The sequence below is a fragment of the Streptomyces sp. NPDC029151 genome (assembly GCF_055564315.1).
Genome location: NZ_JBVHWQ010000006.1, coordinates 222,340 through 247,973, shown reverse-complemented (window position 1 = coordinate 247,973; position 25,634 = coordinate 222,340). Strand labels below are relative to the sequence as shown.

Here is a 25,634-nt window from a genome sequence, read left to right as displayed (position 1 = left end):
CACCGCTCGCTGCTGCCGTCTGCCGTCTGCCGTCTGCCGTCTGCCGTGGTCGATGTCGGATACGGATGTCAGGCCGGCCGAAACACTATCTTCACTGCCCGGTAGTCGTAGCCGTCCTGCTTGAAGCCGGGGGCTTCCCATTGCAAATCGACCCGTTGTCCCGGCGACAGCGTACGGAAGCCCTTGGTCTGGACGTCGGCGTAGTGGCCCCAACAACCGCCGGGTGTCTCGGGAGAGTCGCTCCCTGGCCCAGGGTGCCGCGGTCCAGGGAGCGGCGGGTCAGGACGAACAGCTTTGCGCTTCCGGAACCCCTCGCCGTACGGACTCGCTCGCGTCTGCCGTCGTTGATGTCAGCTGTGGATGTCAGGAGGTGTGGGCACGGGACCAGCCTTCTCCTGCTTGTCGCGCTTGACGCTCTTGATCCAGTCTCGGACGCCGAGCATGTCCACGACGAAGGAAGCCGCCGATCCGACAGCTCCCAGGACGCGGGTCACCACCGACGCTGTCAGGTCTTCCATGTGCGCTCCTGGCTGGTTGCGCCCCATCTTGCCTGACCGCCACCCCTGGAGGGAATTCACTGCGGCTGCGCGGCCCTGACCTGGGGCTTCACTGGTGAGGACCGAGGGCCGCCTGTCGCTGTCGGGTGGCCTCGGGCACCCTCGCACAACCCCAGCAGATGATCACTTGGCGGACATGACATCGTCGCGCTACGACAGCAGCGGGCTCACAAGTCGGTCTACCCGCGCGGGTTTTTCGCCGGACGGGGCCGAGCGAGTCGACGGATACGACGGTGTTCCGCTCAGAGATGTGCGGTACGTGGGCGACGTGCACCTCTCCGCCTGAGAAGCCGCCCCAGTCAACCAACGTCCCGCTCACGGGATCGGCGCCGCTTCGGTCGAGGGTGGATGTGGTCGAGGATGGCGCCCGCAGTCGTGACCATGCCAATCACTGACATGAAGGCGGAAACGATCTGCAGCATCCCGTCGCCATAGAGGGCCTGGTAACCGAACCAAGCCAGGGCAATGCAGCTCATCAGACCGGTGCCGAATCTCCTCAAGCGCGGTTCCATGCGCACTCCTCAAGCCGGGTAGACCGCGAGACGGGCTTGAGGAGTGTGGCATGGACCCACCCGCTTCCTGTGGCCACCACTCACCCCAGCTCCCATCGCCGGCCTCGATGCCACAGCGGCCGAAGGCGGCGCCCTGCCCGGTGTCCTCCGGCAGCTCTCCGGGCTCGGCGGAGTTCTGCCCTCCGCACTGTCCTCCGCCTGCCGCGAGGAACTGATCACGCGCTACGTTGCCAAGCTGGTCGAGCCACCGCGCACGGACACCCCCGAGCTGCATCCCTGGACTCAGGAGGAGACGCTCGACTTCCTGGCGGCCTCTCGTAAGGATCCGCTCTATGCGGCCTTCGTGCTCGCCATCGCCATGGTGTCCGCCGGGGAGAGACCGTCGGCCTCCGCTGGTCGGACGTCGACCTGGACAACCGCGTCCTCTATGTCCGCCACCAGGTCCAGCGTCACCGTGGGGTCCTGTACGACGACGACCCGAAGAGCCGCCGCCGCGCTGTCCCGCTGCCCGCTCTCTGCATCGCGGCGCACTGCTCCGCGCAGCGGTGCACGGCGGGCCAGGGAGGTTGCTCGGCGGCGCACGCTTTCCAAGTCTCTTGGTGCCGAGTCGGGGCGCGTACAGGGCCGTTCACCTGCGTTCATGGGTGCCCTGGCTACGGGATGGACCTGGCGTACGGTCTCGTCCGAACGACGGTGAACGGGGCTGGACGAGACGGAAACTGAGACGGCCGCACTCTTCACCACGGCCTGGGAGACGGCCCGCGGCCAGTTGCCGGAGCCGCCGTCATTCGTGGACCTAGGCTGCCTTGGGCCGCGCCGCGCGTAGGCCCGAGGCGGGTTCCTGAGCGTCGAGTGGCAAGGTCTCGTCTTCCCCGAAGTCGGGGGCCTGGAAGGGGTTGGTCGTCGGAGGCGGCGATGCTGTAGCGGAGCAGCGGGGTTGCCCTTCCGGGGCGGAAAACAGCGACGTCAGATCGATGAGAGGACTCTCTTTCGTTACAGGTTTTTGAAGGGGCCTGGTGTGCCGTGACCGGGCACAGCGGTCTTACAGTCTGGTCATCTTGCCGTACGGGCTCACGATCCGCATTTGCGCCGAGCCGAAATCCACGAGCGCCGCGATTCCGTCCTCGATGCCGATGACTCGGCCGAGGCCGTACATGTCGTGTGTGACCTGGTCGCCCACGGCGAAGTGCTTGGGAGCCGGTGTGACCGGAGCCTTGAAGGGGCTGGTAGGCAGATGACGCTTCGGCGCAGCAGGCTTTGTCATGACTCAGTATGAGCCTACGTTTATCCCGTTCGCTGTGGCCATCGGCACAGATCCGGACGGGAACGCCCGCTTCACGCCACTGACCTGCGGTTTCGAAACCTGGTGAGGCGAAACTGGGCCGTAGGTCCCCCATCACTGATCATGGCTGACCCCAGCATCTCGCACGGTTGTGGCCCGAACATCAGCCGACGGTAGTCAGCCACGCGGAGCCCAGCCATGCTGCCGGCTGGTGTCTCAAGAGCCAGGGCTGGCACATCGACGAGGAGCTGTGGACCATCGTCGGCACGGACTGCTCGCCGTGCGACGACAAGGTCCCCGACAGCCACTGAGCGCACTACAGTCGCCCCTGCCCTCATGCACCCCGGAGGGCGGGGGTTCCCGCGTATACGACCGGAGGAACAGCAGTGCCCGTACCGCACGACATCCCCGCCGAGACCGAACTCTGGGACGCCTACGCCAAGAGCGCGTTCGACGCGGAGGCGGAGCCCTCGTTCTGCTGGACGCAGTACGCTGGCCACGGGCCGGGGCCGGAGCTCCTCGGCTCGCCGGAATCCGTACTGGAGATCGGTTGCGGCACCGGCCGGGCCCTGGCCTACCTCTCGCAGCGGGGGGTGAAGGCCACCGGCGTGGACCTGTCGCCCCGGATGGTGCAGCTGGCCGGCGAGCGGTGGGCGTCGCTCGGCGTCCGGATCGAGCGGGCCGAGGTTCTCGACTGGCTCGCCGCCGACCGAGCCCGGTACGACGCCGTCTACTCCATCTTCGGCGCCGCCTGGTTCACCGACCCGTCCCGCCTCTTCCCCCTCGTGCGCGAGCGCCTTGCCTCAGGCGGGGTGCTCGTGTTCTCGCAGCCGCCGGCGATCCCGGGTGCCTACGGCCCGCAGGGCATGTACAAGGGCGGTTTTGCCGGAAAGGCGATGTTCACCTACCGGTACAGCTACAAGCCCGCGGTGTGGGAGCGGCATCTTCTCCGTGCTGGGTTCACCAGCGCGGAGGCCCGTGTGGTCGACGCTCCGAACGCGGGTCACATCGGCACCCTCATCGTGCGCGCCACTGCCTAGAAACAACCACGGCCCCGGCCGGATCGGCGTCCGGTCGGGCCCGCCGCCGAATCCCCGCCGCGGCGGCGGACCTACCTCGCCCTCCCGATGGGAGCACGGGGTTGCGCACGTCTGCCCTCGCCTGCGGGAACGCCTTGATCGGGTAGGGGATTTTTAGGGGATGCGGTCCTGTAGCGGGTGTGTAGTCAGGGTGTAGCGAGACCGTAGTGAGAGTGGTTGCCGACGGCACCAGAAAGGCCCCGGACCCTCCCTGACCTGGGAGGTCCCGGGGCCTTCGCCCTGAACAACGCTGTGCCCCCGGCAGGATTCGAACCTGCGACACCCGCTTTAGGAGAGAGGCTGAGTGATCTGCGGGCTGAGCTGCGACTTCGCCGGCCGAGGAAGTGAGCGGCTACTCGACCGCAAGGCACTGATGTTGACCGTGGTTGACCCCTGCATGTGGCACGGCTGTGGCACGAATTTCAGCCGACGACAGTCAGCCATGACGGCGGGCGCACCGACCGACCAGGCGCGCGTGTGCCTCGCTGCACCCCCACCGGCCTTCACTACGCTGCCAGCACCGTCGACCAGAGCAAGTCACGACGCCGGCACGTGCTAACGGTGCCTGAGTCCTCAGCTCGGGAGGCTGCAAGCATCTTGTGGCGGAACGAGCGTTGACCTTAGTGAACGGTGTCGCATGGCCTGGTTGGGGGGCGGAACGCCTTTCAGCGTCATTCCCCGCAGCTCTCTGCTAAGTCTGGTGCGGTCGTGGTGCGCGCTGCCGACCTTGACTACGCTCATCGCTACGATCTGCGGTCACGCGGTCACGCGGACACGTTGGCGGGGGCTGACGACAGCCTGGCGCATCGTAGCCAAGGGTGCTGCTCACGCCTGGCTGGACGACCTGCGTGACCAGGTCAAAGTACGCAAGGCCGATCGCCGTAAGAAGCAGGCGATCCGACACGCAAAGTTGGACTGGGAACTGAGCGCGGAGGCGGAAGCCGCCCAAGCGAAGCAGAAGCAGGCGGCTGAGGCAGCCGAAGCCGAATGGAGGAGGGCTCGCCGCGCCCACTCAGAACTCAAAAAGGCTCTTCCGCTCGCAAACGAAGCGGTTCGAACCCATACGACAGAAACTCTCGTGGGTGCATTGGAGTACACGGCACGATCCTGGCCGCATGTAGAGGCCGAAGCAGCAGCCGAGCGCGACAAGCTCACTAAGCATCGTGCTGTCATGGAGCAGTTGAGGGGCCAAGTGGAGAAGCTCGCTAGCCTAGGAGTCGATCTCAAGTGCCCCATCAGGGACTGGAGCGAGGCGCTATCAACAGATCTCCGGACCCTGGCTGACGAGATCGACAAGGCTGCTAAGACTTACGCCCTCAAGGTCTGACACCAACTACTACTAAAGGCTGTCCCGTAAAGCCTGACGTGGTCGGCACCGTCTGGTCTGGAGCGGCCGGAGCGAGGTCGGCGCTGTGACCTCGGCCGGCTGAGGCTAGATTCATGGCATGCGTTCACACCTCAGTCCTGGCACGTCGGGTGCCTTCCGGCGCTTCGCTGGATGGCTCGCCCGTGGCTCGGTGGGTCACCCGATGCTGGAAGGGATCGACTACTGGGAAGAGCTCCATGAGTCCCCTTCTCAGGCGGAGATCTGTTTCGCCATCTTCGCCAACGTCCTCGAACTGGACGAACAGGGCGAGCCGGTCAACGAAAAGCACGCTGAGCGCAGGGCGGCAACGTGGCTCTACAGGTACTGCAAGGGAGAGCTTCCGCCGGGCGAGCCGGACATCGAGCCGTGGGAATGCGCACTCCATTGATTCTGCGCAGGACGGACCTGCGTACGGCCGTCCTATCCGGCGAGTGCGAGGTTGTGGAGCCGTGCAACACCGAGCATGGCCTGGTGCACACCGGTCCCGCGTAAAGGCTGTCCCGTAAGTGATCTTCGATCTGGGCGTGAGCGAGGTTCGATCCGGTACGAACTCCTCGCCTACCCAGCGAGGGCGAGGTTGTGCAGGCGTGCGATGCCAAGCAGCGCGTGGTGGACGCCGTCGCCCTTGAGGCGGCAATCGCGGAGGATGTTCCAGCACTTCATCCGGGCGAAGGTGTGCTCGACGCGGGCGCGAACCCGCATGTGAGAGCGGTTGTTCTCCTCCTGCCAGGCCGGGAGTTCTCGCCCTTTCTGACGGCGGTGCGGGATGACCAGGCCGGTGCCTTGGTAGCCGCCGTCAGCGATCGTCATCGTGGCGCCGACGGCGGCACTGGCACCAGATTCTTCCCAGCCCCGGGAGTCGTGTCGGTTGCCGGGCAACGGCCGACCGATCACGACGACAGACGGGTGTCAGCGTCGATGACGACCTGGTGGGCGGTGGAGTAGCGGTAGTTCTTGGACTGCTCGGCGATCGTGCGGTCGCGGGTGGGCACGAGCGTGCCGTCCACGATGAGCACGGCGTCCTTGCGGAACCGCTGGCGTGGCTGGAGGGCCAGTAGCGGGCCAAGATGGTCGATGATCCGATCGGCTGCAGACTTCGAGACGCCGAACAGCGGTGCGAGCTGCCGCATGGTCAAGTTCGTGCGCCAGTAGGCCGTGACCAGCAGGATGCGATCCTCCAGCGACAGACTCCAGGGTCGGCCGCGCTGTCGATATGCGGCCTGCTCGCGCCGTACTGCGGTTACCAACTTGCCGAAGCAGCGCGGGCTCAGCCCTGTGAAGGGGCCTATCCAGGACGGCGCCGACGCCGTGATCACTCCAGCCACGCCGTGATCGTTTCACTGGGCGAGGTCGCTGAGCGACAAGCGGGATGCACGGATCAGCGACCAGCGTCCATCTACCTCTCGAGGTGGGATCCGCCAGGATGCTGCCCATGGGCGACGAAGAGCGGAACGAGGCAGAGGCACCGACATTCCTGTCGGCAGCAGCCGAGGTGGCTCGGCTGCTGGACCTGGACAGCGCAGCAAACGTGCCGGAAGACCGACGCGCGCGACACCTGGCCCATGCGGTGCGCAAGCCACTACTCGAACGCGCCCTGTCCGAGGAGTTCTTCGCACCGTTGATGGCCGCAGCCGTCTATGACCCTGACCCCAGTTTCTGCCGTTGGTTCATCGAGCCCGCGCTCTACGCATTCGGGCGCCGACGAGTCACGGCGGCACTGCTCAACTATGCGCTGACGGGCACGGACGCGGAGCAAGCGGGTGCCAAGCGAGCCTGGTACTGCGCCCACTTGCCGCTGCGTGCCGACCGGTCACCGGCCTACGCGCCCAGTGGGAGTCGCGATCCGGCTCTCGACGACTCCCGCGACGTGGTGGATAAGTGGCTGCAGTGCGCCACCTCACCCGACCGCAACGGATCCTGATCCCGCGCCCGCGGTTACGGGACAAGCTTTAGTTGAGCGGGATCACGTGCACGATCTACCAGTGACCGGCGGGCGCCCTCGTTCAGAAACTCACCCGCGAACCAGACCAGGCGCTTAGAAGATGCGGGCAGGGCCCTGGTGGGCTGGGTCGATGGCGCCTTGCCAGCACCGTGCCCGGCTGCCGAACGCCGCTGCCGTCCGCCGTCGTTGCCGTCAGCGCTGCCGTCACTCCCGTCGGCCGCAGAGTCGTGTGACCACCGCTTTAGGAGTTCGATCGCTGCGCGGCACCGCCGGGGAGCCGCCTGGCCACGCTAGCCGTGCCAGACCATCCAGAAGCGCTGGCGTCCGGCGTCGTTGATGTCACGCATGGATGTCAGAACGGCGTATCCGTATGCGCTCGCTGGCACGATGGTCGCGTGGCTGACCTGGAGCGCATCGCGGCAGAGATCATGGCGTACTACCGAGCACTCGACGAGGGTGCCACCCTGCGGAGCCACTTCCGCCACGCTGACGAGGAAGGCGGCCTTTGGTACATCGAAGCCGTACCCGACCGCAGTGAGTTGATCGTCATCAAGCAGGCCGAGTTGACTTCGGCCGGCGAACTCCACCGGTACAGCTGGGAGCACCTGGAGGATGAGCACGGCTTCCTGACAGACCAAGCGATCGACCCTGACGAAGACCCGCTGGAGAGCATCTCAGCCGAAGAGTTCCAGCGGGTGTGGGATCGGTAAGCGCGCTGGATAACCACTTCAGGAGCGAGGTGAGGTGAGTGCCGCTCTGACCTGCGAACTGTCCACATGGGCGGACCGCGGGTCAGTCACCCGCCGGTCATTGCCTCTCGCGCCTTGACCCCACCTGACATGCATGCGCCCGTATGAGACAGGGGAACAATGCCTTACATGGGCGCATGGGGGACGTTGTTAGCGACCATCGCTGGTGCCGCGATCGCGCTCGTGGGCCAGCACTTGGTGAAGCAGTCTGAGGAACGGGCTCGCATCTCAGAGCTTCTACTTGAGCAGTGCGCCGTCGTGGCGGCGTCCTCCACGGAGTTCCGGGATCGCATCTGGGAAGAACGTCACCTGGGCTTGGAGGGGCGGGTCGCTGGCTGGGACCTTTCGGCCCTGCGGCTGGCAACAGCTCGCGTACACATCCTCTCCAAGGACGAAGCTTTGCTGTCGTCGCTGGATCAGCTGAACAGGGCTGGCCGGCGGCTGGGAAGCTGCTGGCGACGTGGGGACGTGAATGATGCAGATTATGACGACCTTTGGGACCGTCACGGCGCTGCTACGAAGCAGTTTTTAGCGGCGAGCGGCAAGGTGGTGCGCCGCCGTCTGTCTCACTTCTGAGCGTCGACGCACGGCCTAGAGACGGTTCAAACAGGGACTCCGCGCAGGTGAGTGACCCGCTCTCATCTGACGGCTGCCAGTTCTCCGGGTGCAGGCATAACCCTTCCAGTGTCGCAGATCAACTCCGCCAGCCAGGGCCAGAGCGGGGTGGGGGTGGTCACCTGTGGGTGCCGACTGTCAGCGTTGGTCGGCTTCGGACGGCCCAGGGACGGCCCAGACGCTTACGGTAAGCATCGGCCGGCGTTTCCGTTTGAGGAGTAAATGGCCAATACTTCGCGAGCGCTGGACTAAGGCGGGCCAGTCCACAGATAATTCACGATACGCAAAGGCTCACTAATAACTCTACTATGACTAGTGGCTGTTGTTAGGCCTTGGAGAAAGATGCCCCACATCTCCCGCCGACAGCAGCATTTCGGGTGATTGAGGGAACGGGTGCGAAGGCGCGGTTGCACGCCCTCCCTGGCCGAACCAGTAGCCGATGATTGTGCCACCGATTCCCGTCACGGGAATCATATAGAGCCCGAAGTCTTCTGGTTGAACGCCAGCGAAGATGGCCACCCATGGCGAGATCACAATGGTGACCACAACGGCAACCAATGCCCATCCGCGAATGCTCTCTGCTCGCTGAACAAGATTCGCCTGGTTCGCGGCAAGAGTGGCTTTGTGCTTTCGATCATGAGATTCCAGATCAGCCCTGTGCTTACGATCTTCGAGTTCGACCTCCCAACGACGCTCAGTGTCACGAAGCTGGGCCTCGGCTTCGATTTCTTCGGGCGTTTCGGGGCGTTTGCCAAGCTGAAATTTCTTACCCATCTCCTCATCAAGTAGTTGCGCCCGATTGTCCTTTTCCTTAATAAGGGCCCGCATTGCGTTTGTATAGCCCTCTTTGAGTAGCTTATACTCAGTTATCCAATCGGAGTCACTTTGCGGCTTTCGCCCGATTTCCCACTTGCGGCTAAATAGGCTTCCGTAGGTTTCTTCGAACTCGCGGCTGCCAACTTCTATGCCGCTGAGCTCGCTAACATCTCGTTCCCAGCTGCTGACCTGATTGCTAGCTTCGCTCACCATGCCCCCGGCGTAGGCTTACTGCTGCCATAGTCGATACAAGAGATTACCCTGCACTGTGGGAACTTGCGCTCAGCCTTCAGTAACAGGTCGGCGGAGCGGCTTTGGGTTGGAGCTGATTTGGCGCGAGCGGTCATGGCCCATTCCGCTAGCCAGCGGATCGGACAGGTTTGTGAGCCTGCCCGTTAGTGCCCGATTTTGGGCCATGATCTTCGAGGCTCGCGCCAAATTGGCTGCCTAAAGCCGTGGAGCCGACCGGCCTCAGCCACAGAGAGTTTTCCTACCTTTGCCCGCATGCACGCAGCGCGCCGCCGGGCGCGGCCAGCCGGGGCGCAGACAGGAGACAGGCCGCGCCGCAGAGGCGGCGCGCGCCCGCGCCGTGCGCGGGCCTTGAACCAGTAGAGAAAGTTGTAACTCACTGGCTGGAGCCGGTAGATCGATCAGCTCCCGAGCTTCGGGCCTCCGCGATGCGGCGGCCGTGTTCGGCGGCTCGTAGCAGTGACTGGGCTACCCGTTCGGCATCGTCGGGGTGCAGGTAGATCTCCTGGTCCACAGCACTGACAGTCGCACGGTGCCGTTCAGCAGGTTCGTTGCTACATCTACCTCGACGCCGTTGCCGGTGGTGTCGCTGACGTTCAGGTCCAGATCGCTGCTGTAGGCGCTCATGTGATTGAGCATGCATGAGGCCCGGCTTCAGATGCGAGGCCGGGCCTTCGTCATCAGCTGAGGCGGGTTGCCGTGGGAAGACGCTTGAAGTCGTGAGCGCAGGGCGGGAGTTCCCTGCGCGCGGGATTAGCGAGGGGCAGGTAGGTCACGGGCCGGATGGTCCAGGTGACGCGGGTGTCAGCGTGTGTGACCGACACCGTGCAGGGTTCGGACCGTAGGAGTGCTCGCCTGGTCTCGGCACGGCCGTCGTGCAGCCACTCCCATGCCTCGTCCGAGGCGTCCGAGTCCAGGGCCGGTGAGATGGTGCGAAGTGCGACCGCGACCCATCGGTCGGCCTGTGGTGCCGAGTAGGCGTCGAAAGATGCCAGGAGCGCCGGCCCCTGCTCCTCGGCGAGGTTTTCCGTCCAGCACTCGCACCAGAAGCCGCGGCGGGGATTCTGGCTCAGCATGGATGGCCTCCCCGCCTGGCGTCCGCGTAGAGCTCCGCGGCGACTGTGTAGCCCTGGTCGCTGTCGTGCACGATGACCCGGTGGGCGATGGCGCTGACCATGACCAGTCCTCGGCCGTGCTCGGCGGCCTGGTCCTGGTGCTCGACCTTCGGGGCTGTGCCCGTGCCGCCGTCGTCCGTGACCGAGACGGCGACCACCTGAGCGGAGACCGCGACGGCCAGGTGGAAGCTGCCGGACTCCCAGCCGCTTGCCGTGTGGCGGATCGCGTTCGTGCTCAGCTCGCTCACGATCAGTTCGGCGTCTTCGGCTAAGGGGGAGCCGCGCAGGATGTCACGGGTCCATCGGCGGGCCCGGCTGACTTCTTCTGGGAATCCTGGGCAACTCAGCCCCCAGACCCGGGCGCGCAACCCGTGCCGCATCAAGGGCGCGGACCGCTGCGACGTGCCCGAACGGCCAGTCCTCACGGTGGCGGAGGTCTTCGCCATCGCCGACTCCATCGCGCCGCGCTACCGGCTGCTTGTCCTCTTGGCGGCCTTCACCACTCTGCGGTTCGGGGAGCTGGCGGCCCTGCGGCGCCGGGACATCGACCTGGAGGGGCTGACCGTCACCATGCGCCGTGTTCAGGCTGAGTTGCAGGACGGCCGGCTCTTCGACAAGGCGCCGAAGTCCGCGGCCGGGGTTCGCACCGTTTCCTTCCCGGCCGAACTGCTCGGCGACGTGACGCGCCACCTGGAGGACTTCGCTGCCCCGGGCCGCGACGGACACGTCTTCGTCGGCCCCCAGGGAGGGCAACTGCGGCGGAGCAACTTCCAGGACGACTGGGTCAAGGCCCGGAAGGCTGCGGGCGTCTCGGCCGAACTGCATTTCCATGATCTGCGGCACACCGGCAATACGCTCGCCTCCACGGCTGGGGCCAGCACCCGCGAGCTGATGACCCGCATGGGCCACAGCAGCTCGCGCGCCGCGCTGATCTACCAGCACATGACCAGCGACCGTGACCGGGCCATCGCCGACCGGCTTGGCGCCATGTATCCGTGGTGGTGGGGGAGCGGCCTCGGGCGCCTCTGAGGAGGAACCCACAGGCCCGTAGTGGCACGCCTGTGGCACGACCCCGGACACGACGAAGGGCCAGCCTGGGAGGGGATCCCTCCTGAGCTGGCCCTTCTCTCTGTGCCCCCGGCAGGATTCGAACCTGCGACACCCGCTTTAGGAGAGCGGTGCTCTATCCCCTGAGCTACGAAGGCGTGGGTGGGCGTCCTGGTGGGCGCTTGGTGGACAGGGTACCGGATCAGCGTGCGGCGGGTTGGAGGGAATGGGGGTCGGGTCGAGGGGGAAGCGGAAGGCGGTGTGGAGGTCGGCCTGGTGGAGGTCGGTTGTCGAGCGGGGGACAGGCAGGAGGGTGCGGACGCGCTCCTCCAGACGGCGGGGAGCCACGTGTGTGGTCACGTTCAGGGCGGCGACCGTACGGCCCGTGCGGTCGCGGACCGGTACGGGTATGGAGCGCTGGCCTGGTGGTGCCGTAGGCGCCGTGCGCAGGTCGGTCTCCATCGCCTTCACCGTCGTACGTAGCCGGGGCAACCAAACGGGCCGTTGGACCCGAGCCGATGAACGTCGGCCGATGACAACGCCGCCCGATGAACGACGGCGGGCCCCCCAGCCGATGAACGACGGCCGGCCCCCCAGCCGATGAACGACGGCCGGCCCCGCAGTCGATGAACGCCGACCGGTCCTCCCCGTCCGGTGAACCCCGACCGGTCCTCCCCATCCGATGAACGCCGACCGGACCCCCGGCCCGTGAAACGCCGCCCGACATACCCCCGCCCACTCCCCGCGCTCCCGCACTCCCCGCGCCCCCGCCCACTCCTCACACTCCCGCCCACTCCTCCCGCCCCCGCCCAGTCCCCCCGCCCCCACTCACGACCCCCGCGTGATCCGCACCCGGTAGTTCCCGTCCTCGTCCGTGCTCACCACCTGGACGGTGATGCCGTGGCGGGGATCGCGGAAGCTCTCGCCGGGGGTGAAGGGGGCGTCGGAGAGTTCGGTGTGGACGTTGGGGCTGCGGGTGCAGCCCCCGCTGTGGCGGTGGCTGTCGAAGACGGTGACGGGGCCGCGGCCGGTGTCGACGGCGGCGTCGACCTTGTAGATGAGGACGCCGGGACGGCACACCGCCTCGTCGTTGCCGCCCTGTGCGCGGACCTCCAGCGCGTAGGTGGTGCGGGTGGTGACCGGGACGAGGATCAGCTTGCCGCCGCCCGGCCTGTACAGCGGGGACAGGGTGTAGTCGACGGTGCCCCGCCCCGCCGCGCAGCCGACCTGGCCGCCGTCCAGCCAGCCCAGCTTCCACTTGTGCCAGCCGAGCATGTCGTTGTTGGCGCCCCAGTCCTCGCTCATGATGTCCCAGTGCCCGACCGCGCCCCCGCCCTCCTGCGTGTACAGGTCGGGCAGGCCGAAGGTGTGGCCGTTCTCGTGCGGCAGTACGCGGTAGCCGGTACGGGAGTAGGTGCCGGAGCCGTCGTCCTGGCGGGAGTAGACGAAGGAGGCGTTGGATATGCGGATGCCGTCGGCGACCGGGGCGTCGTCGTTGCCGGCGAAGGTCACGGACAGCACGGTGTCCAGGGCGGAGGGGCCGGCGTTCGGGGTGACGAGCACGTTCAGCAGGTCGTAGTCGCGGAAGTCCACCGTCGGGTCGGCGGCGGCCACCAGGTCCTGGACCAGGGTGCGGTACCCGGGGTCGAAGGGGGCGCCGCGCTCTATGCCGTAGGACCGGAAGGACTTCGGCATGCGCAGCCAGCCGGTGACCGGGGTCTCGGGGCGGTAGTCGAGCCGGCCGTACGACGCCGTGCGGAACCATTCCTGCGTCTGCGGGAAGAACTCGTGGAAGCGGTCCATCGCGCTGCCCTGGCCGGGGGCGTCGGGGAAGTCGACCATCACGGTCAGGGCGCGTACGGTGCCCGTCGCCCGGGAGTAGCCCGGCGGAGTGGGCAGGCCCTCGGTCATCTGCACGTCCAGGCCGCCATGGATCATGCAGGGTACGAGTGCGGAGGAGCGGGCCAGGTTCACCGGCCCGGCGGTGGTGGCGGGCGCCGTCAGGTTGCCGGCCCCGGCCGAGGTGCTGACCGCGAGGGTCAGTGCGGTCACCACGGACAGGGCGGCGAACCGGCGCGGGCGTATCCGGCGGCGGGGCGGCGACTGCGGCTGCATGCAGGGACCTTTCGCGCCACGGCAGCCGCCGGTCTCCGGCTGCACCCTTGCGCTCACCCTGTGTCGGCGCCGCTGCGGGCGCGCGCTGGAGGAGACCGATCGTGGGAAAGCCGGGCCGCACGGGGGTGAATCCCGGCGGCGGCTGATTGTGTCTCAGGTCACAGGAATCTTTTCGTGGCCGGGAAATAACCGGGGACCGTTTCCCCGTTTAGCCCTGTGTCCGAGCGAAACGGGGACCTGCTCCCCGGATCGTCCGGGACGCCAGGGGTACCGCCGGTGACCCGCCCGGGGGAGCAGGTCGGTGGTACGCCCGGTGACACGCTGGTGATACGGGAGCGACCCGCATCACCGTCCCCGTCGACAAGAGGAGTACGCCGTGACCGCCATGACCGCCCCCGCAGCGCGCAAGGCGCCCCGGCCGCGCGCCGACGCCCTGCGCAACCGGGAGCGGATCGTCACCGCCGCCCGGGAGATGTTCGTCGAGCACGGCCCGGACGTGCCGCTGGACGAGATCGCCCGCCGGGCCGGTGTCGGCAACGCCACGGTGTACCGCAACTTCCCCGACCGCGACGCCCTCGTCCGCGAGGTCGTCTGCTCGGTCATGGACCGCACGGTCGAGGCCGCCGAACTGGCCCTCGGAGAGACCGGGGACGCGTTCGCCGCCCTGGAGCGCTTCGTGCACGCCGCCGCCGACGAGCGGATCAGCGCGCTGTGCCCCATGGTGTCCAGCACGTTCGACAAGCACCACCCCGACCTGGAGGCCTCCCGCGAGAGCGTCGAGCGGCTCGTGGAGGAGATCATGGGCCGGGCCAAGGCGGCCGGACAGCTCCGGCCGGACGTCGGCGTGGGCGACCTGCTGATCGTCGTGGCCCAGCTGAGCCGGCCCCCGGCCGGCACGGACTGCATGCGCGGCGACCGCTTCGTCCACCGCCATCTGCAACTCTTCCTCGACGGTCTGCGGGCCCCCGCCCGCTCCGCACTCCCGGGCGAGGCCGTCTCGATGAGGGAGCTGCGCGACTGCTGACCGATCCGCCGACCGATTAGTTCGCCTCCCGCATCCGGTCCACCACCCGGGCACGGCAGTTCCTCCGGCCGCTGTGTCTCCCCTTCACCTTTCCGCCTTACTCCGTTTTCTCATCATTTTTCGTCACGTCCTCTGTCGTGAAGTCCCGTAGTCCCGAAGTGGGTATCTCCATGTCCGAAACAGCCCTCAAGGCTCCCGGCGCCACCGCTGCGAGCGGTGACGCCAACCGCTGGAAAGCGCTCGTCTTCATCGCGCTCGCCCAGCTGATGGTCGTCCTCGACGCCACCATCGTGAACATCGCCCTGCCCGCCGCCCAGCAGGACCTGGGCATATCCGACGGCAACAAGCAGTGGGTGATCACGGCCTACGCCCTCGCCTTCGGCGGTCTGCTGCTGTTCGGCGGCCGGATCGCCGACCTGTGGGGCCGCAAGCGCACCTTCGTGCTCGGTCTCGGCGGCTTCGCGGCCGCCTCCGCGCTCGGCGGTGCCGCCACCACCGGCGCCCTGATGTTCGGTGCCCGCGCCCTCCAGGGTGTCTTCGGCGCGCTGCTCGCCCCGGCCGCGTTGTCCCTGCTGGCCGTCATGTTCACCGACGCCAAGGAGCGCGCCAAGGCGTTCGGCATCTACGGCGCGATCGCGGGCGGTGGCGGTGCCGTCGGCCTGATCCTCGGCGGCTTCCTCACCGAGTACCTGGACTGGCGCTGGACCTTCTTCGTGAACGTCCCGTTCGCCGTGGTCGCCGCGGCCGGTGCCTACTTCGTGATCCGGGAGCCGGAGGGCGGCCGTAACCGCAACCCGCTCGACATCCCCGGCGTCCTGCTGTCCACCCTCGGCCTGGTCGCGCTGGTCTACGGCTTCACGCGCGCCGAGTCCGACGGCTGGGGCGACGCGGTGACCGTGTCGATGTTCGTCGCGTCCGTGGTGCTGCTGCTCGCGTTCGTGGTCGTCGAGGCCAGGGTCAAGGCCCCGCTGCTGCCGCTGCGCGTGGTGACCGACCGCAACCGCGGCGGTATCTACCTCTCCCTCGGTCTCGCGATCATCGGCATGTTCGGCCTGTTCCTCTTCCTGACCTACTACCTGCAGGTCGTGAAGGGCTACTCGCCGGTCAAGACCGGCTTCGCCTTCCTGCCGATGGTGGCCGGCATGATCACCGGCTCGACCCAGATCGGCACCCGGCTGATGACTCGCGTCCCGGCCCGCCTGCTGATGGGCCCGGGCTTCCTGGTCGCCGCGCTCGGCATGCTGCTGCTGACCCAGCTGGAGATCGACTCCTCGTACGGCGTCCTGCTGCTGCCCGCGATGGTGCTGCTCGGCCTCGGCATGGGTACGGCGTTCATGCCGGCGATGTCCCTGGCCACCCAGGGCGTCCAGCCCCGGGACGCCGGTGTCGCCTCCGCGATGGTCAACACCTCGCAGCAGGTGGGCGGCGCGATCGGCACCGCCCTGCTGAACACCATCGCCTCCTCGGCGACCACCTCGTACATCAAGGACCACATCGCCGGTGCCGCGGGCAAGCCGCAGCAGGACCTGGTGAAGCTCCAGGGCATGGTGCACGGCTACAGCAGCGCCATCTGGTTCGCCGTCGGCATCCTCACCGTCGCCTCCCTGATCGCCTTCACCTTCGTCAACGCCGGCCGGCCCGGCGCCACCCCGGCGGCCTCCGGCTCCGGTGACGGCATCGAGGACGAGCTGCCGGTGCCGGTGGTGGCCCACTGACCGGCGGACGGTGAGCGGCCGTACGGTCGCCGTCACCGTCCCGGTGCGGCGACGGCCGTACGACCATCCAGGTGCGGCGACGGCCGTACGGCCATCCCCGTGAGGTGGCGGTCGTACCGCCGCGGGACCGCGGGCGGTCGTACGGCGACCGGGCGGCGAGCGGCCGTGCGGTGATCTAGCGGAGCCAGGGAAGGTCCGCACCCGCTTCGTTGGGCTGGAGGCCCTCGGCGACGATCTCCATGATCTCGCCGAGGGCCTTCTGCTGTTCCGGGGTGAGCCGGTCGAACAGTGCCTGCCGTACGGCGGTCACGTGCCCGGGCGCGGTGCGCCGCAGGACCTCGTGGCCCTCGTCGGTGAGTACGGCGAACTGGCCGCGCTTGTCGGAGGGGCAGTCCTCGCGGCGCACCCAGCCGTTCTGCTCCAGCCGGGCGATCGCGTGGGAGAGGCGGGAGCGGGTGATCTTGGCCTGCATCGCCAGTTCCGTCATCCGCAGCCGGCGGCGGGGTGCCTCGGCGAGGCCGACGAGGAGGCCGTAGTAGATGTGCGGCATGCCCGCGTCGCGCTGCAGCTGCCGGTCGAGGTGGTCCTCCAGCAGGGTGGTGGCGTGCCGGTAGGCGCGCCAGACGCGTTGTTCCTCGTCGCTGAGCCAGCGGTGCCGTGCGTCGGCGGGGTCCGGTGCCGTGTTCATGCGTCCACTGTACGAGGCGGCTCCTTGAAACTTGAACAAGTCGGGCGTAAGGTGGCGGCAAGAGCTTGAGAGTTAAAGCAAGTGGACCACTGGGAGCCGCCGCGATGTCCGCCACCGCCCAGGAGCGCATGCCCGCCCTGTACCTCAGCCACGGCGCCCCGCCGCTCGCCGACAACCCCGTCTGGCCCGGCCAGCTCGCCGCCTGGTCCGCCGGCCTGCCCCGCCCCAAGGCGATCCTCATGGTCTCCGCCCACTGGGAGGAGGCCCCGCTCGCCCTCGGCGCGGTTGAGACCGTCCCGCTGGTCTACGACTTCTGGGGCTTCCCCGAGCACTACTACCGGGTCCGGTACCCGGCCCCCGGCGCACCGGCGCTCGCCGAGGCCGTCCGCAAGCTGCTGCGCGCCCCCGGCACCCCCGTCCAGGACATCCCCGACCGGGGCCTCGACCACGGCGCCTACGTCCCCCTCGTCGAGATGTTCCCCGCCGCCGACATCCCCGTCCTGCAGATCTCCATGCCCACCCTCGACCCCGTCCGCCTGATGGACATCGGCCGCAGGCTCGCCCCCCTGCGCGACGAAGGCGTCCTGATCGTCGGCTCCGGTTTCTTCACCCACAACCTCGCCGCCCTGCGCCACTCCGGCGGCGTGCCGAGCTGGTCCTCGGAGTTCGACGACTGGGGCCGGCGGGCCCTGGAGGCCCGCGACTGGGACGCCCTGCTCGACTTCCTGGACAAGGCCCCGGCCGGCCGCTACGCCCACCCCCGCACCGAACACTTCGCCCCGCTCTTCGTCACCATGGGCGCGGCGGAGGCCGGCGGCGAGCTGGACGCGCAGAAGTCGGTGATCGACGGGTTCTGGATGGGAATGGCGAAGCGGTCCGTGCAGTTCGGGTGAGAGTCGGGGGCTACAGGCGCTTCTCGTACCAGGCCACGTCCCAGTAGCGGCCGAACTTGCGGCCCACCTCGCCGTACGTACCGACGTACCGGAAGCCGAACCGCTCGTGGAGCCGGGTCGACGCCTCGTTGGGCTGGGCGATCCCGGCGTACGCGCGGTGCACGTCCTCCCCGGCCAGCGCCCTGAACAGGGCGCCGTACAGCAGGGTGCCGATCCCGCGCCGTCCGGCGTCCGGCGCGACGTACACCGAGGTCTCCACCGACGTCGCGTACGCCGGCTTCGGGCGGTAAGGGCTGGACGTGGCGTACCCCAGAATCCGGCTTGATCCCGGGTCCGTGGCAACCATCAGCCGGTGCGGGCCGTCTTCCGGGTGGGAGAGCAGCCAAGGGCGGCGCTCTTCCGGAGTGAAAGCCGCGGTGTCGAATGTGATCGCCGTCTCACGCACGTAGTGGTTGTAGATCGCCGTGAGGGCTTCGAGGTCGCCCTCCAACCCCGGTCTGACCTGCACCTCGGCCTGATCTGACGCCATCTCGCCTCCCCGCGTGGCGGAACAGGGTACTGCATGATCAGAAAAATCGGGGGGCAGGTTGGGAATTCTGTCCGGATTCCAGTCGTTGTTTCCCACGGATGCCGGGCACTCGGAGAAAGTCTCGGAACGAAGGCCGCGGAACGAGTGAGCCAGTCCCAGAGGCGGTCCCCGTCCGTGCCAGGCGTTCACCAGGACCACCCGCCAGCCCACCATCGCAAGGGAGCACGCATGGCAACCCGTGCCGTCGCCCGTCGTCAGTCCGCCACCGGCGAGACGGCCGACTCGGCAAGCAGTGTTCGCGCTCATGGCGGCGAGATCGCAGACCGCGACCTGGTCGGCATGTACCTCGACGAGATCGCGCGTACGCCGCTGCTCGACGCCGCCAAGGAGGTCGAGCTGTCCCAGACCATCGAGGCGGGTGTGTTCGCGCGGCAGGTCCTCGACGGCGAGGAGGAGTCCGCGACGGACGCCACCCGCGAGGAACTGGAGGCCCTGGTCGCCGCCGGCGAGCGGGCCAAGGACGTCTTCATCCGTTCCAACCTCCGCCTGGTCGTCGCGGTCGCCCGGCGCTACCCGCGCAGCGGCCTGCCCCTCCTCGACCTGATCCAGGAGGGCAACGCCGGCCTGGTGCGCGCCGTCGAGAAGTTCGACTACCGCAAGGGCTTCAAGTTCTCGACCTACGCGACCTGGTGGATCCGTCAGGCCATCACCCGCTCCATCGCCGACCAGTCCCGCACGATCCGCCTCCCCGTCCACCTGGTGGAGGAGCTGGGCCGCATCCGCCGCGTCCAGCGTGAGTTCAACCGCGAGCACGGCCGCGAGCCGGAGCCCGCGGAGATCGCCGCGGAACTGGGCTCGAACCCGGAGCGCGTCATCGACGTCCTCGACTGGGCCCGCGACCCGGTCTCGCTGAACATGTCGGTGGACGACGAGGGCGAGACCCAGTTCGGCGACCTGCTGGAGGACACCTCGGCGGTCAGCCCCGAGCAGTCCGTCCTGACCCTGCTGCGCAGCGAGGAACTGGACGACCTGATCGGCCGCCTGGACCAGCGCACGGCCTCCATCATCAAGATGCGGTACGGCATCGAGGACGGCCGCGAGCGCACCCTCACCGAGGTCGGCAAGGAGCACGGACTCACCCGCGAGCGGATCCGGCAGATCGAGAAGCACGCCCTGCTGGAGCTGAAGAAGCTGGCCCACCAGACCGGCTTCGACGCGGCGGCGTGACGCAGGGGGCGTACGGGGCGTACGCCTGGTGCGAAAGACGGCGCAAACATGACGTGGTCCCGTCGCTTCAACCGCTGGGCCCGAGGGAACAACCCTTCCGGGCCCAGGAACGGGCCCGGGTACCGCACTCCCCACTCGCACCGCCCCCCGGCCGACCACCCTCGGCCGACCCCACGTGAACCACGTCCCGACGCAATCCCCCCCCGGCGCCGGGACTTCCCGAGCCGGGCTTCGGCGCCCATCCCCCCCGGGCGCCGGAGTCCGGCCTTTTCTCGCGGAGGTCCGACAGCGCGGGCCGAGCAGAGGGGGCGAAAGAGTGCGCCGCAGAGTGTGGCGAGCCCTGAGAGTGTGGCGAGCGCGGAGAGCCGAGAGATCGCAGAAGGTCTCGGCGAGGATTCCGTAGGCGGGCGCACCGGCCGGCGCGGCCTGGGCGGCCTGCGTCCCGACGTGCTGGCCTGGTGGAATGGCGGCCCACCCCGTACCTGAACCCCGGGGTGGACCGCCGGATGGCAGATTCTGCCACACGGGCATAGCCTGCCGGGATGAGCACCACCCCCAGCGCCGCCCACCAGCCGTTTTCCGCCTCCGCACCGGTGTCCCTCACCGAACGCCGGAAGGCCGAGACCCGGATGGAGATCGCCCGGGCGGCGGCGGCCCTTTTCGTCCAGCAGGGCCTGCGGGCGACCCGCGCCGAGGACATCGCCCAGGCCGCGGGCATCGCACCGCGCACGTTCTACCGCTATTTCGCCACCAAGGAAGAGGCGGTCGCCCCGCTCTACGCAGCCGGCGCCCAACGCTGGACCGAGGCGGTCCGTACGGCCCCGGCCCACCTGTCCCTCCCCCAGGCGCTGGAACACGCCGTCCACCACACCCTCACCCCGGGCATCGGCGTCTCGGCCGCCTCCTGGGAATGGCTCCGCACCCTGGTCCGCCTCGCCGACACCAGCCCGGCCCTGCGCAAGGTCTGGGCAGAGGTGTGCCAGGCGTCGGAGGGGGCACTGGCGGAGACCCTGGGAGAGAGGGAGCGGGAAAGAGGGCGGGAGCGGGAGGGGACGGGGGGCTCGGTGACTTCGGTCGGCCTGGAAGCCGCGGGGGCCCAGCCGGTACAGCCCGGCCCGGACCTGCGCTTCGCCGCCGCCGTGGCCGCTGCCGCCGTCCGCGTGGCCGTCGAGTCGTGGGCCACCACCACGGCCCCGCCCACCGGCCCCGGAAGCCCGGCGGCCCTCGCCCTGCGCAACCTCCGCGCCCTGCGCGGCTTCGCATGGGGCGGACAGCGGGAGCAGGGGGCGTGAGAGCGGGGGCGGAGGCGGGAGAGCGGGGGTCGAAGGGGGAACGGTGAGAGGGGGGAGCGGGAGGGGGAGTCGTGAGCATGGGGGGTGACACGGGAGCGGGAGCCGTGCCCCCCTCTACGCCCCGCCGCCACCCCCGCCTTCTGCCGCCCTGCTCAACCGTCCTCCCAACTCCCGTGCGGCCTGCGCCAGTTCCTGCGGTGCCCGGACCGAGAACTCGTACCCCGCCATCGCCAGCCGCACCGCCAGCCACTCCGTGGGGTCGCCGGTGGTGCCCCGCAGGACGCAGCCGCCCGCTCCGTCGTCCTCGGGCGTCCCGAGCCACTGCGCGACCCGCGTGGAGACGGCTTCCGCCGGTGCGGCGAACCGCACCTCGAACGCGTACGTCTCCTGTCGCCGGTGGATCGACTGCCGCAGGTACTCGGCGGCGCTCCCCGTCGGCAACTCCCGTGGCGCGAACCGGACTCCGGTCGCGAACGGCTCGCTCACCCGGTCGACGCGGAAGGTGCGCCAGTCGGCCCGGTCGAGGTCGTACGCGACCAGGTACCAGCGCCGGCCCGTCGACACCAGCCGGTGCGGCTCGGTCAGCCGGCGGGAGGCGCTGCCGTCCTTGTCGCGGTAGGCGAACCGCAGCCGCTCGTGCCCCGCCACCGTCGACGCCATCACGGTCAGCGTCTCCGGAGCGATGCTCGGCCCGTCCCCGCTGGTGAGCGGAGTGGTCGCGGCCTGGAGCGTGGACACCCGGTGGCGCAGCCGGGAAGGCAGCACCTGCTCCAGCTTGGCCAGCGCCCGCACGGACGCCTCGTCCACCCCCTCCACGGCGTGCCCGGCGCCGGCCCGCAGTCCCACCGCGATGGCGACGGCCTCCTCGTCGTCCAGCACCAGAGGCGGCATGGCCTTGCCGGCGACCAGCCGGTATCCGCCGTCCGCGCCCTTCGTCGCCTGCACCGGGTAGCCCAGCTCCCGCAGCCGGTCGATGTCCCGCCGCACGGTCCGCCGCGAGACCCCCAGCCGGTCGGCCAGCTCACCGCCGGGCCACTCACGCGGCGTCTGGAGAAGGGAGAGGAGCTGCAGCAGCCGGGCTGGTGTGTCGGTTGTCATACCGATGAGCATGCCGCAGATATAGGACACGATCTGTCCTAGTGCGGTTCTACCGTCCTCTCATGACGCCGAACGACAGCAACACCGCCCAGGGGCGCGGAACGCCCGACCGGACCCGCTGGCTGGCCCTGGCCATCGTCATGACCGCGGCCTTCATGGACCTGGTCGACGTGACGATCGTCAACATCGCCATCCCGTCCATCGAGCGAAGCGCCCACGCGACGGTCAGTCAGATCCAGTGGATAACCGCCGGGTACGCCCTGGCGTTCGCCGCCGGTCTGATCACCGGCGGCCGGCTCGGTGACATCCACGGCCGTAAGCGGCTGTTCCTCCTGGGGGTCGGCGGCTTCACCCTCGCCTCCGCCCTGTGCGGTTTCGCCGCCAACCCGGAGATGCTGGTCGCCTCCCGCCTCCTCCAGGGCGGGATGGCCGCGCTGATGGTGCCGCAGGTGCTGTCGATCGTGCACGCCACCTTCCCGGCCCATGAACGCGGCAAGGTCTTCGGCCTGTTCGGCGCGATCGTCGGCCTCGGCGCGGTCTCCGGCCCGCTGCTGGGCGCGCTGCTGACGGAGTGGAACCTGTTCGGACTCGAATGGCGCCCCATCTTCCTCATCAACCTTCCTGTCGGTGTCGTCGCCTGGCTGCTGGGCCGTCGCTACATCACGGAGTCGAAGGCACCCAGGGCGCTGAAGCTGGACCTCGTCGGCGTCGCCCTGGTGACCTTGGGTCTGCTGATGCTGCTGTATCCGCTCACTCGGGGACGTGAGCTGGGCTGGCCGCTGTGGGGGGACGTCTGCATGGCCGGTGCGGTCGTCGTCTTCGCGGCGCTGGTGTCCTACGAGAAACGGAAGGCCGCCAGGGACGGTTCCCCGCTCGTCGAACTGTCCCTCTTCCGGGTGAAGAGCTTCGCCGCGGGCATCGCCGTGCAGACCGTCTTCGGTGTCGCGCTCGGCATCTTCTTCCTGGTCTGGACGCTGTACATGCAGGTCGGCCTGGCCTGGACGCCGCTGCGGGCCGGGCTGACCGGGGTGCCGTTCTCCCTCGCGGTGTCCACGGCGGCCGGGCTGTCGGTGCAGCAGCTGGTCCCGCGGTTCGGCCGCAAGGTGCTCCAGACGGGCGCGCTGGTCATGGGGGCCGGTGTGCTGCTCTACCTGTGGGAGGCGCACCGCTACGGCCAGACCATCGCCTCCTGGCAGATGGCGCTGCCCCTGGTCGTGATGGGGGCCGGCATGGGACTGATCGTCGCGCCGCTGACCGACGCGGTGCTCTCGGAGGTGCCGCGCGAGCACGCCGGGTCCGCTTCCGGGCTGATCAACACGGTGCAGCAGATGGGCAACGCGCTGGGGCTGGGACTGGTGTCGGTGGTCTTCTTCGGGCGGATCGGCGACCGGTTGACGGCCGTACAGGTCGGTCCGGCGTTCGTCCACGCCTTCCAGTACGCGCTGTGGTGGGTGGCCGGGATCATGGGCGTGATCTTCCTGCTGATGTTCGCCCTGCCGAAGCGTCCGGCCCAGCACGTCGAGGGCGCGGAGCAGGAGGTTCCGGCGGCGGCGCGGGAGCCGGAACTGGTTCCCTGACGGGTGCCGGTCCGGGGCTCCGCGGAGCCCCGGACCGGTTTCCTGACGGAGCCCGGACCGGCTCCCTCACGGAGCTCCGGCCACTTCATGACCAGGCACGACGTGGGGCCCGGCACCGATCAGGTGCCGGGCCTCGCTGCTGTGCGGACAGCGCCGGAAGTCCGTTCGTGCCCGGTTGTGGTCCGGACTTGTTTACATTCTGGAAAACCGGACGTACTCTCCCAGTAAAACCACACGTTCGGGCATGAGGCGGAGGCGAACGGACATGTACGCACCGGAACGGCAGCAGGAGATCCTCCGGCTCGCCCGTGACGGCGGCCGGGTGGACGTGCTGTCACTGGCCGAGGAGTTCCAGGTCACCGCGGAGACCATCCGCCGTGATCTGAAGGCCCTCGACCGCGCCGGTCTCGTCCGCCGGGTGCACGGCGGCGCCATCCCGGTCGGCCGTCTCGACTTCGAGCCGGACCTCGCCGAGCGCGAGTCCACCGCCGCCGACGAGAAGGACCGCGTCGCCAAGGCCGCCCTCTCCGAACTGCCGGCCGAGGGCACCCTGGTCCTCGACGCCGGTACGACGGTCGCCCGCCTGGCCGCGGCCATCCCGCTGGAGGCCCGGCTCACCGTCGTCACGCACTCCCTGCCGATCGCCGCCCGCCTCGCCGACCACCCGGGCATCCAGCTCCACCTGGTCGGTGGGCGCGTACGGCACCGTACGCGCGCCGCCGTGGACGCCTGGGCGCTCCGCGCGTACGGGGAGATCCGCGCCGACGTGCTGTTCGTCGCCGCCAACGGCTTCTCCGCCGAGCACGGTCTGACCACGCCCGACCTCGCCGAGGCCGCGGTCAAGCGGGCCGCCGTCGCCGCCGCGCGCCGCGTGGTGCTGCTGGCCGACTCCTCCAAGCACGGCCAGGAGCACTTCGCCCGCTTCGGCGACCTGAGCGATGTGGACCTGCTGATCACCGACAGCGGGCTGAGCCCGGAAGACGCCGCCGCCATCGAGCGTGGCGGCACGGAAGTAGTGCGCGCATGATCCTCACCGTCACCCCCAACCCCTCCCTCGACCGCACCTACGAGGTCCCCGCCCTGGAGCGCGGCGAGGTCGTCCGCGCCACCGGCGAGCGCATGGACCCCGGCGGCAAGGGCGTGAACGTCTCGCGCGCCGTCGCCGCCGCCGGCCGGCGCACGGTCGCCGTCCTGCCTCTGGGCGGCGCGCCGGGCGCGCTCGTCGCCGATCTGCTCCACGCGCAGGGCATCGAGGTCGCGCCGGTCCCGGTCACCGGCGCCACCCGCTCCAACATCGCGCTCGCGGAAGCCGACGGGGTGCTCACGAAGATCAACGCGCCGGGCCCGGAGCTGTCCGCGGCGGAACAGGAACTGCTCCTGGACACCATCCGCGCCCAGTCCGCCGACGCCGACTGGATCGCCTGCTGCGGCAGCCTGCCCGGGGGGCTCGCGCCCTCCTGGTACGCCGATGTCGTCACCCGGGCCCACGCCGGGGGCGCCCGTATCGCGCTGGACACCTCGGGGCGTGCGCTCCTGGAGGCGCTGCGCGCCCGGCCCGACGTGGTGAAGCCGAACGCCGAGGAACTGGCGGAAGCCGTGGGGCGGCCCCTGACGACCGTGGGGGACGCGCTCAAGGCGGCCGAGGAGGTGCGCGCGATGGGCGCACGCGCCGTGCTCGCGAGCCTGGGCGCCGACGGGCAGCTCCTGGTGTCGGACACCGGTGCGTGGTTCGGCGCCGCCCACGTCCGCGCCGTCCGCAGCAACGTCGGCGCCGGCGACGCCTCCCTGGCCGGCTTCCTCATCGCCGGCGGCACCGGCCCCCAGGCCCTCGTCTCCGCCGTCGCCCACGGCGCCGCCGCCGTCCAGCTCCCCGGCAGCGTGATGCCGGCCCCGGACGACCTGGATCCGGCGGCGGTGACGGTCACGGCCGACATCCCACTCGACCGCGAACTGACGGAGCCGGTGTCATGACCTCGCTCGCGCGCAGTGGCATCCGCCCCGGATTCCGCCGGCTGGGCGGACGCGCCGGGTCCGTGAGGCCCACCCCGCCGACCCCGCCGGCCTCCGAGCGGCGGGGGTCCCCGTTATCCGCCGCGGCCACCGGGCGGCACGGCCGGCCGAGCCGCCGTGCCGCCCGCGGGAGGCGG

General features: G+C 69.2%; 26 protein-coding genes, 1 tRNA gene and 4 pseudogenes. 17 read left to right on the top strand and 14 right to left on the bottom strand.

What is annotated here, in order from left to right:
- Nucleotides 1-68: 68 nt before the first annotated feature.
- From ACZ4VF_RS23445 to ACZ4VF_RS23435, 3 genes and pseudogenes are all read right to left on the bottom strand, one after another.
- Nucleotides 69-239, bottom strand: a pseudogene (locus tag ACZ4VF_RS23445) (cold shock domain-containing protein); the annotation flags it as partial.
- Between the two features lie 111 nt (nucleotides 240-350).
- The gene (locus ACZ4VF_RS23440) at nucleotides 351-518 is read right to left on the bottom strand and encodes a hypothetical protein (RefSeq protein ID WP_467928269.1); all 168 of its coding nucleotides are present in this window, start codon (nucleotides 516-518) and stop codon (nucleotides 351-353) included.
- Between the two features lie 338 nt (nucleotides 519-856).
- The gene (locus ACZ4VF_RS23435) at nucleotides 857-1,069 is read right to left on the bottom strand and encodes a hypothetical protein (RefSeq protein ID WP_467928268.1); all 213 of its coding nucleotides are present in this window, start codon (nucleotides 1,067-1,069) and stop codon (nucleotides 857-859) included.
- Nucleotides 1,070-1,241: 172 nt separating this feature from the next.
- Here ACZ4VF_RS23435 and ACZ4VF_RS23430 point away from each other — a divergent pair.
- Nucleotides 1,242-1,594 (top strand): annotated as a pseudogene (locus tag ACZ4VF_RS23430) (tyrosine-type recombinase/integrase); the annotation flags it as partial.
- A gap of 517 nt (nucleotides 1,595-2,111) precedes the next feature.
- Here ACZ4VF_RS23430 and ACZ4VF_RS23425 read toward each other — a convergent pair.
- Nucleotides 2,112-2,333: a hypothetical protein gene (locus ACZ4VF_RS23425; RefSeq protein ID WP_467928267.1), complete on the bottom strand. Its 222-nt coding sequence runs from the start codon at nucleotides 2,331-2,333 to the stop codon at nucleotides 2,112-2,114.
- Between the two features lie 167 nt (nucleotides 2,334-2,500).
- Here ACZ4VF_RS23425 and ACZ4VF_RS23420 point away from each other — a divergent pair, with 167 nt between their 5' ends.
- The 4 genes from ACZ4VF_RS23420 to ACZ4VF_RS23405 all read left to right on the top strand — a co-directional run bounded on the left by ACZ4VF_RS23420 (nucleotide 2,501) and on the right by ACZ4VF_RS23405 (nucleotide 5,184).
- Entirely contained in the window at nucleotides 2,501-2,662 is a 162-nt protein-coding gene (locus ACZ4VF_RS23420; RefSeq protein ID WP_467928651.1) for a hypothetical protein, read from the top strand.
- 75 nt (nucleotides 2,663-2,737) lie between these two features.
- Complete coding sequence (locus ACZ4VF_RS23415) at nucleotides 2,738-3,391, top strand: class I SAM-dependent methyltransferase (RefSeq protein WP_467928266.1); 654 nt, start codon at nucleotides 2,738-2,740, stop codon at nucleotides 3,389-3,391.
- A 766-nt stretch (nucleotides 3,392-4,157) separates the two neighbouring features.
- Nucleotides 4,158-4,757 carry a hypothetical protein gene (locus ACZ4VF_RS23410; protein ID WP_467928264.1) on the top strand — a complete coding sequence of 200 codons (600 nt, stop codon included), beginning with the start codon at nucleotides 4,158-4,160 and terminating at the stop codon, nucleotides 4,755-4,757.
- Nucleotides 4,758-4,875: 118 nt separating this feature from the next.
- Nucleotides 4,876-5,184, top strand: coding sequence for a DUF7677 family protein (locus ACZ4VF_RS23405; protein ID WP_467928262.1), 309 nt, complete (start codon nucleotides 4,876-4,878; stop codon nucleotides 5,182-5,184).
- Nucleotides 5,185-5,354: 170 nt separating this feature from the next.
- On the opposite strand, the pseudogene ACZ4VF_RS23400 reads toward ACZ4VF_RS23405, so the two are convergent.
- A pseudogene (locus tag ACZ4VF_RS23400) lies at nucleotides 5,355-6,121 on the bottom strand (transposase).
- 107 nt (nucleotides 6,122-6,228) lie between these two features.
- Here ACZ4VF_RS23400 and ACZ4VF_RS23395 point away from each other — a divergent pair.
- The 3 genes from ACZ4VF_RS23395 to ACZ4VF_RS23385 all read left to right on the top strand — a co-directional run bounded on the left by ACZ4VF_RS23395 (nucleotide 6,229) and on the right by ACZ4VF_RS23385 (nucleotide 8,063).
- Entirely contained in the window at nucleotides 6,229-6,717 is a 489-nt protein-coding gene (locus ACZ4VF_RS23395; protein ID WP_467928261.1) for a hypothetical protein, read from the top strand.
- A gap of 416 nt (nucleotides 6,718-7,133) precedes the next feature.
- On the top strand, nucleotides 7,134-7,448 hold the full coding sequence (locus ACZ4VF_RS23390) for a hypothetical protein (protein ID WP_467928260.1): 315 nt from the start codon (nucleotides 7,134-7,136) through the stop codon (nucleotides 7,446-7,448).
- Nucleotides 7,449-7,616: 168 nt separating this feature from the next.
- Nucleotides 7,617-8,063 carry a hypothetical protein gene (locus ACZ4VF_RS23385; RefSeq protein WP_467928259.1) on the top strand — a complete coding sequence of 149 codons (447 nt, stop codon included), beginning with the start codon at nucleotides 7,617-7,619 and terminating at the stop codon, nucleotides 8,061-8,063.
- Nucleotides 8,064-8,414: 351 nt separating this feature from the next.
- Here the strand turns inward: ACZ4VF_RS23385 and ACZ4VF_RS23380 are convergent, their stop codons facing one another.
- The 4 genes from ACZ4VF_RS23380 to ACZ4VF_RS23365 all read right to left on the bottom strand — a co-directional run bounded on the left by ACZ4VF_RS23380 (nucleotide 8,415) and on the right by ACZ4VF_RS23365 (nucleotide 10,662).
- Nucleotides 8,415-9,131 carry a hypothetical protein gene (locus ACZ4VF_RS23380; protein WP_467928257.1) on the bottom strand — a complete coding sequence of 239 codons (717 nt, stop codon included), beginning with the start codon at nucleotides 9,129-9,131 and terminating at the stop codon, nucleotides 8,415-8,417.
- Nucleotides 9,132-9,635: 504 nt separating this feature from the next.
- The gene (locus ACZ4VF_RS23375; RefSeq protein ID WP_467928256.1) at nucleotides 9,636-9,794 is read right to left on the bottom strand and encodes a hypothetical protein; all 159 of its coding nucleotides are present in this window, start codon (nucleotides 9,792-9,794) and stop codon (nucleotides 9,636-9,638) included.
- 53 nt (nucleotides 9,795-9,847) lie between these two features.
- Nucleotides 9,848-10,243 (bottom strand): hypothetical protein, encoded by a 396-nt coding sequence (locus tag ACZ4VF_RS23370; protein ID WP_467928255.1) that lies wholly within the window; start codon nucleotides 10,241-10,243, stop codon nucleotides 9,848-9,850.
- On the bottom strand, nucleotides 10,237-10,662 hold the full coding sequence (locus ACZ4VF_RS23365) for an ATP-binding protein (RefSeq protein WP_467928254.1): 426 nt from the start codon (nucleotides 10,660-10,662) through the stop codon (nucleotides 10,237-10,239). Before ACZ4VF_RS23365 ends, ACZ4VF_RS23370 begins: the two co-directional genes overlap by 7 nt.
- Between ACZ4VF_RS23365 and ACZ4VF_RS23360 the strand changes: the two are divergent.
- Nucleotides 10,646-11,333 (top strand): annotated as a pseudogene (locus ACZ4VF_RS23360) (tyrosine-type recombinase/integrase); the annotation flags it as partial. The gene ACZ4VF_RS23365 and the pseudogene ACZ4VF_RS23360 sit on opposite strands and share 17 nt — an antisense overlap.
- 81 nt (nucleotides 11,334-11,414) lie before the next feature.
- On the opposite strand, the gene ACZ4VF_RS23355 reads toward ACZ4VF_RS23360, so the two are convergent.
- Both ACZ4VF_RS23355 and ACZ4VF_RS23350 read right to left on the bottom strand, forming a co-directional pair.
- A tRNA-Arg gene (locus tag ACZ4VF_RS23355) sits at nucleotides 11,415-11,487 on the bottom strand.
- Between the two features lie 670 nt (nucleotides 11,488-12,157).
- Nucleotides 12,158-13,444, bottom strand: a complete 1,287-nt coding sequence (locus ACZ4VF_RS23350) for a M6 family metalloprotease domain-containing protein (protein WP_467928252.1) — start codon at nucleotides 13,442-13,444, stop codon at nucleotides 12,158-12,160.
- A 385-nt stretch (nucleotides 13,445-13,829) separates the two neighbouring features.
- On the opposite strand from ACZ4VF_RS23350, the gene ACZ4VF_RS23345 reads away from it, so the two are divergent.
- Both ACZ4VF_RS23345 and ACZ4VF_RS23340 read left to right on the top strand, forming a co-directional pair.
- Nucleotides 13,830-14,468 carry a TetR/AcrR family transcriptional regulator gene (locus ACZ4VF_RS23345; protein WP_467928632.1) on the top strand — a complete coding sequence of 213 codons (639 nt, stop codon included), beginning with the start codon at nucleotides 13,830-13,832 and terminating at the stop codon, nucleotides 14,466-14,468.
- Between the two features lie 170 nt (nucleotides 14,469-14,638).
- Entirely contained in the window at nucleotides 14,639-16,183 is a 1,545-nt protein-coding gene (locus ACZ4VF_RS23340; RefSeq protein ID WP_467928251.1) for an MFS transporter, read from the top strand.
- A gap of 175 nt (nucleotides 16,184-16,358) precedes the next feature.
- On the opposite strand, the gene ACZ4VF_RS23335 is transcribed toward ACZ4VF_RS23340, so the two are convergent.
- On the bottom strand, nucleotides 16,359-16,871 hold the full coding sequence (locus tag ACZ4VF_RS23335; RefSeq protein ID WP_467928250.1) for a MarR family winged helix-turn-helix transcriptional regulator: 513 nt from the start codon (nucleotides 16,869-16,871) through the stop codon (nucleotides 16,359-16,361).
- Between the two features lie 104 nt (nucleotides 16,872-16,975).
- Between ACZ4VF_RS23335 and ACZ4VF_RS23330 the strand changes: the two genes are divergently transcribed.
- Nucleotides 16,976-17,764 carry a dioxygenase family protein gene (locus ACZ4VF_RS23330; RefSeq protein ID WP_467928249.1) on the top strand — a complete coding sequence of 263 codons (789 nt, stop codon included), beginning with the start codon at nucleotides 16,976-16,978 and terminating at the stop codon, nucleotides 17,762-17,764.
- A gap of 10 nt (nucleotides 17,765-17,774) precedes the next feature.
- On the opposite strand, the gene ACZ4VF_RS23325 is transcribed toward ACZ4VF_RS23330, so the two are convergent.
- Nucleotides 17,775-18,293, bottom strand: a complete 519-nt coding sequence (locus ACZ4VF_RS23325) for a GNAT family N-acetyltransferase (RefSeq protein WP_467928247.1) — start codon at nucleotides 18,291-18,293, stop codon at nucleotides 17,775-17,777.
- Nucleotides 18,294-18,521: 228 nt separating this feature from the next.
- On the opposite strand from ACZ4VF_RS23325, the gene ACZ4VF_RS23320 reads away from it, so the two are divergent.
- Nucleotides 18,522-19,520, top strand: coding sequence for a sigma-70 family RNA polymerase sigma factor (locus ACZ4VF_RS23320; RefSeq protein ID WP_467928246.1), 999 nt, complete (start codon nucleotides 18,522-18,524; stop codon nucleotides 19,518-19,520).
- A gap of 629 nt (nucleotides 19,521-20,149) precedes the next feature.
- The gene (locus ACZ4VF_RS23315) at nucleotides 20,150-20,812 is read left to right on the top strand and encodes a TetR/AcrR family transcriptional regulator (RefSeq protein ID WP_467928631.1); all 663 of its coding nucleotides are present in this window, start codon (nucleotides 20,150-20,152) and stop codon (nucleotides 20,810-20,812) included.
- A gap of 114 nt (nucleotides 20,813-20,926) precedes the next feature.
- Here ACZ4VF_RS23315 and ACZ4VF_RS23310 read toward each other — a convergent pair whose 3' ends face one another.
- Entirely contained in the window at nucleotides 20,927-21,910 is a 984-nt protein-coding gene (locus tag ACZ4VF_RS23310; protein ID WP_467928245.1) for a helix-turn-helix transcriptional regulator, read from the bottom strand.
- A 62-nt stretch (nucleotides 21,911-21,972) separates the two neighbouring features.
- Here ACZ4VF_RS23310 and ACZ4VF_RS23305 point away from each other — a divergent pair, with 62 nt between their 5' ends.
- From ACZ4VF_RS23305 to pfkB, 3 genes are all read left to right on the top strand, one after another.
- Complete coding sequence (locus ACZ4VF_RS23305; RefSeq protein ID WP_467928243.1) at nucleotides 21,973-23,487, top strand: MFS transporter; 1,515 nt, start codon at nucleotides 21,973-21,975, stop codon at nucleotides 23,485-23,487.
- A 265-nt stretch (nucleotides 23,488-23,752) separates the two neighbouring features.
- Nucleotides 23,753-24,514, top strand: coding sequence for a DeoR/GlpR family DNA-binding transcription regulator (locus ACZ4VF_RS23300; RefSeq protein WP_467928242.1), 762 nt, complete (start codon nucleotides 23,753-23,755; stop codon nucleotides 24,512-24,514).
- Entirely contained in the window at nucleotides 24,511-25,458 is a 948-nt protein-coding gene (gene pfkB, locus ACZ4VF_RS23295; protein ID WP_467928241.1) for a 1-phosphofructokinase, read from the top strand. The genes ACZ4VF_RS23300 and pfkB overlap by 4 nt, the downstream gene beginning before the upstream one ends.
- Nucleotides 25,459-25,634 lie beyond the last annotated feature (176 nt).